The 9,853-nt window shown below is 68.0% G+C and carries 11 protein-coding genes; 6 read left to right on the forward strand and 5 right to left on the reverse strand.

Annotated features, from left to right (window positions below; translation table 11 throughout):
• Window position 1 precedes the first annotated feature (1 nt).
• Window positions 2-604: a superoxide dismutase gene (locus tag MUN33_RS00065; protein ID WP_244802870.1), complete on the forward strand. Its 603-nt coding sequence runs from the start codon at window positions 2-4 to the stop codon at window positions 602-604.
• A gap of 130 nt (window positions 605-734) precedes the next feature.
• Complete coding sequence (gene ybaK / locus MUN33_RS00070) at window positions 735-1,253, forward strand: Cys-tRNA(Pro) deacylase (RefSeq protein WP_244802871.1); 519 nt, start codon at window positions 735-737, stop codon at window positions 1,251-1,253.
• A 50-nt stretch (window positions 1,254-1,303) separates the two neighbouring features.
• Here ybaK and msrA read toward each other — a convergent pair whose 3' ends face one another.
• Together msrA and MUN33_RS00080 are read right to left on the reverse strand one after the other, a co-directional pair.
• Window positions 1,304-1,993: a peptide-methionine (S)-S-oxide reductase MsrA gene (gene msrA, locus MUN33_RS00075; protein WP_244802872.1), complete on the reverse strand. Its 690-nt coding sequence runs from the start codon at window positions 1,991-1,993 to the stop codon at window positions 1,304-1,306.
• The gene (locus tag MUN33_RS00080; protein WP_244802873.1) at window positions 1,990-3,687 is read right to left on the reverse strand and encodes a ribonuclease H-like domain-containing protein; all 1,698 of its coding nucleotides are present in this window, start codon (window positions 3,685-3,687) and stop codon (window positions 1,990-1,992) included. Before MUN33_RS00080 ends, msrA begins: the two co-directional genes overlap by 4 nt.
• Window positions 3,688-3,772: 85 nt before the next feature.
• Here MUN33_RS00080 and MUN33_RS00085 point away from each other — a divergent pair, with 85 nt between their 5' ends.
• The 3 genes from MUN33_RS00085 to yidC all read left to right on the forward strand — a co-directional run bounded on the left by MUN33_RS00085 (window position 3,773) and on the right by yidC (window position 6,462).
• Window positions 3,773-4,381, forward strand: a complete 609-nt coding sequence (locus tag MUN33_RS00085) for a DUF6474 family protein (RefSeq protein WP_244802874.1) — start codon at window positions 3,773-3,775, stop codon at window positions 4,379-4,381.
• A gap of 125 nt (window positions 4,382-4,506) precedes the next feature.
• Window positions 4,507-4,863, forward strand: a complete 357-nt coding sequence (locus MUN33_RS00090) for a histone-like nucleoid-structuring protein Lsr2 (RefSeq protein ID WP_244802875.1) — start codon at window positions 4,507-4,509, stop codon at window positions 4,861-4,863.
• 183 nt (window positions 4,864-5,046) lie between these two features.
• Window positions 5,047-6,462, forward strand: a complete 1,416-nt coding sequence (gene yidC / locus MUN33_RS00095) for a membrane protein insertase YidC (protein ID WP_244802876.1) — start codon at window positions 5,047-5,049, stop codon at window positions 6,460-6,462.
• Between the two features lie 29 nt (window positions 6,463-6,491).
• Here yidC and MUN33_RS00100 read toward each other — a convergent pair whose 3' ends face one another.
• The 3 genes from MUN33_RS00100 to MUN33_RS14020 all read right to left on the reverse strand — a co-directional run bounded on the left by MUN33_RS00100 (window position 6,492) and on the right by MUN33_RS14020 (window position 8,495).
• Entirely contained in the window at window positions 6,492-7,172 is a 681-nt protein-coding gene (locus tag MUN33_RS00100) for a TetR/AcrR family transcriptional regulator (protein WP_244802877.1), read from the reverse strand.
• Between the two features lie 132 nt (window positions 7,173-7,304).
• On the reverse strand, window positions 7,305-8,207 hold the full coding sequence (locus MUN33_RS00105; protein ID WP_244802878.1) for a universal stress protein: 903 nt from the start codon (window positions 8,205-8,207) through the stop codon (window positions 7,305-7,307).
• 165 nt (window positions 8,208-8,372) lie between these two features.
• Window positions 8,373-8,495 carry a hypothetical protein gene (locus MUN33_RS14020; protein WP_255804823.1) on the reverse strand — a complete coding sequence of 41 codons (123 nt, stop codon included), beginning with the start codon at window positions 8,493-8,495 and terminating at the stop codon, window positions 8,373-8,375.
• A 183-nt stretch (window positions 8,496-8,678) separates the two neighbouring features.
• On the opposite strand from MUN33_RS14020, the gene MUN33_RS00110 reads away from it, so the two are divergent.
• Window positions 8,679-9,599: a pseudouridine synthase gene (locus tag MUN33_RS00110; protein ID WP_369414908.1), complete on the forward strand. Its 921-nt coding sequence runs from the start codon at window positions 8,679-8,681 to the stop codon at window positions 9,597-9,599.
• The last annotated feature ends 254 nt before the right edge of the window (window positions 9,600-9,853 follow it).

Here is a 9,853-nt window from a genome sequence, read left to right on the forward strand (position 1 = left end):
CATGGCTGTGTACGAGCTTCCCGACCTCCCCTACGACTACGACGCCCTCGAGCCGCACATCTCCGCCGAGATCATGCAGCTGCACCACGACAAGCACCACGCCACCTACGTCGCCGGCGCCAACACCGCCCTCGACGCCCTGGAGAAGGCCCGCGAAGACGGCACCAACCCCGACCAGATCCGCGCCCTGTCGAAGAACCTCGCGTTCAACCTCGGCGGCCACACCAACCACTCCATCTTCTGGAAGAACCTCTCCCCCAACGGCGGCGGCGAGCCCACCGGCGAACTCGCCGAGGCCATCGACCGCGACTTCGGCTCCTTCGACAAGTTCAAGGACCACTTCTCCTCGGCAGCCCTGGGCCTCTACGGCTCCGGCTGGGCCGTGCTGGGCTACGACCACATCGCCGGCCGCCTGGTCGTCGAGCAGCTCACCGACCAGCAGGGCAACATCTCGGTCAACCTCACCCCGCTGCTGATGCTCGACATGTGGGAGCACGCCTTCTACCTGCAGTACAAGAACGTCAAGGCCGACTACGTCAAGGCCGTGTGGAACGTGTTCAACTGGGACGACGTCGCCGAGCGCTTCGCCGCCGCCAAGGCCTGACCTCCGTTCCCCCCTTCCGGGACGGGCCGTGTCCGGCCCGGCCCGTCGACCGACCCCGCCCCCGGTATTACCGGGGAGCGGGGTTCTGCGGTTTCCGGCGCCGTCGGTCACCGCCGGTAGACTGGCGCAGGTGAGCAGGAAGAAGACGAAGAGCAGCACCGGCGGCACCCCGGCCACACTCGCCCTGGATGCCGCGGGCACCGCGTTCACCGTGCACACCTTCGAGCACACCCCCGGTGTCACGGATTTCGGTGCGGAGGCCGCCGCAGCCCTCGGCGACGTGGAGACCGACCGCATCTGCAAGACACTTCTGGTCACCCTGGACGGTGGCCGCCACGCCGGGAGCCTGGCGGTCACCGTCGTCCCGGTGACGATGACGCTCGACCTGAAGGCCGTCGCCACGGCGTTCGGGGCGAAGAAGGCGGCGATGGCGGACCCCGCCGACGCGGAACGCTCCACCGGCTACGTCGTCGGCGGTATCAGTCCCGTCGGGCAGAAGAAGGCCCTGCCCACCGTCGTCGACGCCAGCGTGCGGGACCACGCCACGATCTTCGTCTCCGGAGGCCGGCGTGGCCTCGACATCGAGATCGCGCCCGGGGACCTCGTCGACGTACTGGGCGCCGACATCGCCCAGGTCGGCCGGGGCTGACCGGAATCAACCGGAGACTGACGGGAGCCCACCGCGGCCGGATACCGGCTCTAGCCGCAGGTCACGCCGGTGGCGTGGACCGGGCAGTAACCGCCGGGGTTCTTGTCCAGGTACTGCTGGTGCTCGTCCTCGGCGAGGTAGTACTCCCCGGCCGGGGTCTCCGACAACAGGGAGACCTCCGTGGTGACCGCACCGTAGCCCGCCTCCGCGAGCTTCCTCCCGTAGGCCTCCACCTCCTCGCGCGCGATGTCGCGCTGCCGCAGGGTGGTCGCGTAGATCACCGACCGGTACTGCGACCCCAGGTCGTTGCCCTGCCGGTCGCCCTGGGTCGGGTCGTGGTTCTCCAGCCCGGCGCGGATCACGGCGCGCACATCGATCCGCTCCGGGTCGAACACCACGTCCACGACCTCGGAATGGCCCGTCCGTCCAGTACAGACCTCCCGGTAGGTCGGGTTGGGGGTGTAGCCGCCGGCGTAGCCCACCGATGTGGACTCCACACCGTCCAGCTGCCAGAACAGCTTCTCGGCCCCCCAGAAACACCCCAGTCCGACGACCACGTGCTCCTGCCCCTCCTTCCACGGTCCGGTGACGGGTGTCCCCAGGACGGTGTGGGGACGGGGGTTCTCCAGCACCGGGTGGCTGCCACCGGACAGGGCGGTGTCGGCGGTCGGCCGCTCCGCCCGGAACGGGCCGTCCGACTGTGCTGCGTTCATCGCGATGATGCGGTCGAGGAAGTTCATACCCTGTCCAACGGTTGAGAGAGCGCGGGGATTCCCGGCGCGCCCCGCCGCAGCCAGTTCCGGACGGCGGCGGTGGCGAAACAGTCGTCGGCGTTGTAGCGCTCCAGGGTGCGCTGCGCCGCCGACGCGGCGGCCCCGTCCCCGCCGACGGCGACCTCGAACAGGTCCACGGCAACGCGCCCGTCGACGTCCTCCTGGCTGAAGGTGAACCCGGCGAGGGGGGCGACCGCCTTGAGCCCCAGTGAGGAGTTCGCCGCGACGGCGGCCCGCACCAGGTCGAAGACGTCCACCCACTCGTCGGAGGCGAGGAAGTCGTCGACCTCGGACGCGGTGGGCATCTCCGCGACCCTGCCGTCGGCCAACGGGTACCGCGTGCCGCCGTACCGTCGTGCGTAGTGGCGCAGCCAGTGGTTCTCCCCCTGCTGGGAGTAGCAGTAGACCCGGCAGACCCGCCCCTCCTCTGCGGCGGCGGCGCGTCGGGCGGACAACCACGTCCAGAAGGCCGCCACATGGCGCCCGTCGTCGCCGGAGCGTCCGAAATCCGTGAAGGAGCGGTAGACCGACCCGTCGAATGCGCCCCACAGGAACGTCCCGCGGTCCGGGTGCGCCTCCATGTCCACGTCGATCTCCACGGCGTCGGCACGTTCCTCGGCCATCGGCTCCTCGCCGTCCACCAGGCGTGCGGGCATGCGGAAGGGGTGCCCGCACCACAGATCGGTCCGCACGATCCACCGCCGCAACGGGCGCCGCAGATAGCCCACGCCGGCCAGCCACGCGGTCGCCAGCGCGGACGTCTCGCCGTGCCCGGCCTCCGCCAGTTCGCCGAGGGTGTCGATGCCCTGCTCGCGCCACCGGGTCGCCCGGTCGCCGGGCAGCATCAGGCTGAGGTCCCCGGTGCGCAGCAGACGGGCCCGGCAGTGGTTGTGGAACCAGCAGGTGCCGCACTCGCGCACGCGGGTCGGCGCCTCCGGGACGGGGGCCTCCAGGGCGCGGACGAATCCCGGCACCACCCGTTCGGCGGGGATCACCAGGCACCGCGCGAGGTCCCCGCCGATGAAACCGACGTCACCGGAGGCCAGCCCCAGGACCCCGAGGAGGACATGGGCCACCGCGACCTTCTGCGAGTCCACCGGCGTACTCCGGTGCTTGAGGTCCGCCGGCAGGGGCCGCGCCAGGCCCAGTGCGGCGACGTCGACCACCCGGACCCCGGTGTCGCGGCGCGGCGCGCGCGGTGCCGCCGTCGCAGCCACGGTGTGGGAGGTGACGGTGACCGGCATGTACGTCATGTCGGTGGTGGGGCCCGTGCCGGCGTCGGTACGGACGAGCAGGTCGACGTCGCAGGCCAGTGCGCCGTCCGCGAGACGCCCGCCGACGATGAGCCGGGTACCGGCGGCCAACGCCTCCAGCGTCTGCTCCTCGGCGGTCCCGTCGTCGTCGACGTCGACACGGGTGGGGACGAGCCGCTCGCCGAAGCGCGGCTCCCGGGGCAGCGTCGCGGCGACGGCCTCTCGTCGCAACCGGGCACGGTACCTGCTGACGACGCGGTCGACGATCCCGTCCGGCGTGGACTCCGCCGACACACGCCCGGAAGGCAGGGCACGGGTGAGGACGCGGCGGTGCCGGCAGCCGGTCAGGTCCGCCGGGGTGACCGGGGCCGGAGCCGCCGTCGCGTCGGTGCCCTCATACTCCCACATACGCCCACATACTATTGAGTAGACTGGCACGGAGAAAACGGCCGGCATCAGGCGGCACAACGACAGGCACGGGAGCATATCGGTTATGGGAATCCTCACCTCGGCACGACAGCGGCGGCACGAGAAACGGGCGAGCTACAAAGCGGCGAAGGTCCAGGCCCGGACCGAGGCCCGTGAGACCGCGAAGCTGGACCGGAAGAAGGAGGAGTACCTGCAGAAGATGGCCCGCAAGGTTCGTAAGCAGGACGCCCGCGACCTGAAGGCGCAGCGCAAGCATGACGCGAAGCTGGCCGAGGCCACTGTCCAGCAGCTCAAGGCCGGGCGGTTCAACGCCAAGACCATGTTGCGCTACACCGGTGCGGTCCGCGCGCTGTTGCCGGTCGCCATTCCACTGGTGTACCGGGCATTCACCCAGTTGTCCCAGCAGGGGACCGGCCGGGGCACCACGGCGGAATTCTCCAATTTCGTCGGCGTCGGCGCACCCCAGCGCGCCCGGATCGCCGACATGCGTCTCCGGCTCTCGCACGGGAAACTGCCGGCCGGTTTCGTGAAGGACGCGAACGCCAGGCTCGACGAGTTGGAGAATTCCCTCGACAATGCCTCCGGAATGTCCGCGTCGCAGACCAGCAACCTCACGTCCAGTGTTTCCACGGAGCTGGATCTGCTGGACCGGCAGTTTGCTGAAAAGGCCTGATCTTTCCGGTAATCAGAGGTGACAATTCACCGCCCTCTCCGCTACACTTCCGGATAGCGGCATGTACCTATGCCATAATTTCCCTATCCAATAGCGTCATCCTCCGGAAGGAAGCATCGGAAACCATGGCACGTAAAGAAGTCACCCAGTTCTTCGACGATCTCGACAACACGGCACTCACCGCGGACGAAGTGAACGTGGTGGAATTCAGCTACAAGGGTTCCACCTACGTCCTCGACCTGTCGGAGGAGAACGCGCAGAAGTTCGCCGAGACCATTGAGCCGTACATCGCCGCAGGGACGAAGGTCACCCGCGCCCGTGGCCGTGGCCGCCCCGCCGCAAACACCGGCAAGTCCGATTCCGGCCGTAACCGCCGGATCCGCGAGTGGGCACGCGACAACAACCTCACGGTCTCCAGCCGCGGCCAGATCGCCCGCGAAGTGATCGACGCCTACGAGGCCGCCAACCCGGCCGACCGCTGAGTCTCTCCCCCGGCTGGGCCCCGGCCGGCCCCGCACGGGTGGGGCGGGGTGCGGGTACGGTACCGGGGGTGACGAGCATTGTCCGGCGGGAGAGCCGTCCATCTGACCTGCAGGTGGCCGGAACCGGCACCGAATAACCCCTCCGCCACGTCTTTGTCCGGGGAAACACAGTATCCTCGACACGTGGAGTTCATCGAGTACCCGGTATCCGCAGTGATGAAGCTGTGGCACATGGCGCTGACCGCCATGGGCACCTCCGACACCACCGCGTGGACCGCGTCGATCGCGCTCCTGGTGCTCACGGTCCGCCTTTTCCTCGTACCGTTCGCCTACCGTGCCTACCGCTCGACCCGCATTCTGGTGAACCTGCGGCCGGCACTGGCGGCGCTGGATGACGAGTACAGGGACCGGCTCAGCCCACCCGAGCGCAAAGAGCTGCTGAAGAAACGGCGCGAGCTGCAACTCACGAACGGCTACCGCATTCGGGACGGTTGCGTACCGACCCTGATCCAGATCCCGTTCTTCATCGGCCTGTACCGCATTCTCCTCCAGGTCGCCCGACCCTCCGACCTGGAGGCGACCACCCACGCGGGAATCGGCGCCCTCAGCGGTGAGGACGTGGGACACTTCCTCGACGCCGATATCTTCGGCATCCCCCTCGCCGCGTACTCGACGATGTCGGACGAGCAGTTCACCTTTCTGGGTACCACCGGCGGCGAGGTCTTCGCGTTCGCCCTCCCGCTGTGCATTACCGCCGCGGTATTCACCACGCTGAATATGGCGTATTCCATTTACCGTAACTGGATGACGCTCGACGAGAACAACGGCACAGCGCGCGCCACGTTCAAACTCCTATTCTTCCTCGCACCCGTCGCCATCCTCGTGCCGATCGTCTTCGGACTCGCGGGGCCCGCCCCCGCGGCGATCATGTGCTACTGGGTGATGAACAACCTGTGGACGATGACGCAGAACATCAGCCTGCACCGCGTACTGGACCGCCAGGTGCCCTATTCCGAGGAATTCCGGCAGCACCGCGCCGAGGTCGGTGCCGCACGTAAGCGGCGGCGCCGGGAGATCAAACAGGCGGGGAAGGACTTCGCCGAACGTTCACGGGCCCGTGCCGCCCGGGACAAGGAGCTCAAGGCGACGTTGCGGCAGTCGTCCCTCGACGACATCCGCGCCCAGGCGATCGCCGAACGTGACCGGCTCGCCCAGGAGGAGGCCGCCGACCGGGAGGCCACGGACAGAATCGTCAAGCGCGAGAAGCTGGAACGCGCGCGACGTCGCGCACAGCAGCGGGAACTGCAACGCCAGGCGATCGCCGAGAAGAAGGCGGCGAATGCGGAAGCCGGCGCTACGGACACCGGTACGCCGGGGACGGACACGGGAACGGCGCCGGAGCACCGCGCAGATCCCGTCGCCGAGGTGGCTGACGTGGCTGACATGGCTGACGCCGCGGAGAACACGCCGGTGTCACAGGACGCCCACGCGCGCCCCACGGCAGCACCGACCTCCGGTGGCGGCAGGCACCGCCGTCCCGAGCCGGACGAGGAGGCGCCCCACCGCCCCTACCGGGGCCGTCACCGCCTCGACCACTGACCTCCCGGCACCACCGGGTCGCGGTCGGGTCAGATCGAGTACATCATCGGGGCGGTGTACAACAGCTGCTTGGCGAGCTCACGGGCCGTCTCCAGGGGAGTGACGGTGCGGTTCATCTTCGCCCCCGCGATGCCGCCGTCTAGGAAGACCATCAGCTGGTCCGCAAGGGTACGGGAGGCGTAGCCGAACTTCTCGGTGAGGAGGTCCGCCATGGTGTCGCGACACCACCGGCGGTGCTCGAGGGCGGCGGCGCGGATACGGTGCTCGCTGTCGGTGTCCGGCCGCGGGTACTCACTGGCGGCGTTCTGGAAATGCGAACCGCGGTAGTTCTCGCCCGGCTGCTCGGCGATGCACATGTCGAAGAAGGCCAGGATGCGGTCCTCCGGCTTCGGCCGGTCCTCACACATCTTCTGCCAGCGGTCGCGCCAGTCCTTGTCCAGCTCCTCCAGATAGGACACCACGAGGTTGTCCTTGGAGCCGAACAGTGAGTAGAGACTCGCCTTCGCGACATCGGCGTCCCGGAGGATGCGGTCGATACCGATGACACGGATGCCTTCGGTGGTGAAGAGGTGCGTCGCGCTGGCCAGCAGCCGCTGACGCGGCCCCGGACGGTTACGGCGACGTGACGTCGACGGGCTTTTCGCCGTCTTCCTCGCCTTGGACGGGGATGCACCACTGCCCTCGGTCGTCGTGGAACCGGAGCTGGCCATGTCGTCCCTCCATATATGCGGGGTAGTTCTGTCGACGGGACATACCCGCCGTTCCAACCGTATTTTACACAAGCAGGTGCCACCCCCGAGAGCCTGTCGACGGGGGTGGCACCGGTGGTGCTCGACGTACGGCTACTTCGTCGGACGCACGACCATCATCGGGCAGGGGGCGTACTGCAGAAGTGCCCGTGAGGTGGAGCCGAGCAGCATGCCCCGGAATCCGCCGCGCCCGTGGGAACCGAGGACCAGGAGCTGCGCGTCCTCGGAGTTGTCCTTGAGCACCTGGATGGGACGGTCGCGGTCGACGACCTCCTCGACCTCGACATCGGGGTACTTCTCGCGCATCGGGGCGAGCTCTTCCCGGAGGATCTGGCGTTCCTGGGCGGACATCGAGTCCAGCTGGCTCTGCACAGCGGCGAGCCCGACAAGGCTCGTCTGGACCTGTGCGTCAGCCCAGCTGTGGACCGCACGCAGCTTCGTCCCGCGGGCGTCCGCCTCGCGGAACGCGTAGTCGAGGGCTGCACGGGAGACGTCCGAGCCGTCCACACCGACGACGACGGGCCCGTACTTGTTGCCCGGGGAGACGTCATTGTCCTTCCGGACCACCACCACCGGGCAGGACGCGTGCGAGACAACGGCGGACGACACCGAGCCGAGGACCAAGCCGGAGAGGCCACCGAGCCCACGCGACCCCATCACGATGATGTCGGCTTCCTCGGACAGCTGCAGCAGCAGGTCGATGGGGGTAGACTCTGCGACGTAGTAGCTGACCTCGATGTTCTCGTCGAAGGCGCGGACCGCCTCGCGCGCCTCGTTGATCTTCGCCATCGCCTCCTCTTCGAGCTGGTCGTAAAGCTCCTGAGGGGGCACCATCCCGTCGGCGTACATGAACTGGGGCATCGTGTAGGCGGTGACGAGCTTCAGCGGAGCGTGTCGCTTGGAAGCGGCGTTGGCTGCCCAGGCGACGGCGGCGGCGCCTGCGTCAGAGCCGTCAACTGCGACGACGATTTCATTGGTGGCCTTGGCGTCCGACATCTCGGAACCCCTTTCAGGTAGGTGGCTTCCTTCTGCACCTCCATTATCCCCCGATGAGAGGTTCATTGCAGCAAACCTCCCATTCAGGGGTAGCCGCGCCGCTCCGGGTCCGGTCACCGGGGGTAGGTGGGGGAGGTATAGTTATCCGACGTCGGGCACTCCGGCTCAGGGCTTCGGTGCCCCCGGGGCGTTGCTCGGGAAGAGGAACTCGTAGACGGTCTCCACGGCCCCGAGGACAGCCTGGCCGAGCGTCGTCTGAAGAAAGTCAATGATCTGTGAGATATCCATGGACAGGAGCATAGCCTGAGAAATCCACCGCTCCCAATAGTCGACGGCCTCAACCCGTCGCGCGTCCGGGTCGAGGTCCAGGCGCCGGCGCTGGAGGTCGTCCAGCGGCTGATCGCCACCCAACAGCACCACGACCCGACGGACGACCTGTCGGCGGTCCTCGAGCGCTTCTCCGACGGAGCTGTGCGCCTGGACAACGGCCACGTCCTAGCCCCCGACGAACAGGTGGCCGCCGGTGAGTTCATCTGGTTCTACCGACGGCCAGCGCCGGAGCGCCGTGTCCCCGGCGAGCTCCGTGAACTGTACCGGGACGAACGCCTCCTGGTCGTCGACAAACCTCCGTTCATGTCGACGCTGCCCCGCGGCCAGCACATCACCGAGACGGCTGTCGTCCGCGCACGCCGTCAGTTCGGGATCAGCGTGTTGTCCCCGGCGCACCGACTCGACCGTCTGACCCGCGGGGTACTGCTCTTCACGACGAGACAGGACGTCCGTGGGGCATACCAGCGTCTCTTCGAGAGCCGCAGCGTACAGAAGACCTATGAGGCGGTGACCCCGGCACCGCCGGGGTGGGCCGAGCGGCTCGGGGGCGCCCGGACAGGTTCCGACGACCTGGTTCGCCTCCCGGTACCCGAAGGCGCGTTCGCCGCAGGAAGTGCGGCGGGTGACTACCGTGAACCGACTCCGGGCGATCCGTGGACGCTCCGTCACCACATGGTGAAGCTCCGTGGCCGCATGGCGACGTTCCTCACCGACGATGTCCCGAACGCGGAGACCCGGGTCACCGGGGTCCGTCTCGGCGCCACGGGCCCTGACGGCGTGCAACGGGTGGTGTGGACCCTGGAGCCCCACAGCGGGCGGACGCACCAACTGCGGGTGAACATGAAGTTGTTCGGCACGCCGATCGTTGCCGACCCCCTCTACGGCGAGCTCAGCGACGCTGCGCTCTGGGATGTCGACGGCGCGCTTCCGTTTGTTCCGTCGGTGGCCGACGAGGACTTCGACCAACCCATGGCACTGACCGCAATCCGCATGATCTTCACCGACCCAGTCACCGGCGATGAACGGACGTTCCACACCGCCTACACCTCCACCGACTTCTAAGTCATCCCCGCCCTGCTCGGGGCGTAGGGCGTCATACCCCTGGTGTGACGCCCGTTCAGACACCCACCCACCCCGACAAACCCCCCGTCGGGGTGCACCCACCCCACCGGCACCCACCCCACCCCAAGGGGTACCACCACGCACAAACACACACGCATAAAAAAAAGTGGTGTGTGACCACAACAACCACAACGATTGCTGCAACCACACACCACACAAAAGAACAATGCCGGCGGCGACCTACTCTCCCACAC

The sequence above is a fragment of the Corynebacterium kalidii genome (assembly GCF_022869005.1).
GTDB lineage: Bacteria > Actinomycetota > Actinomycetes > Mycobacteriales > Mycobacteriaceae > Corynebacterium > Corynebacterium kalidii.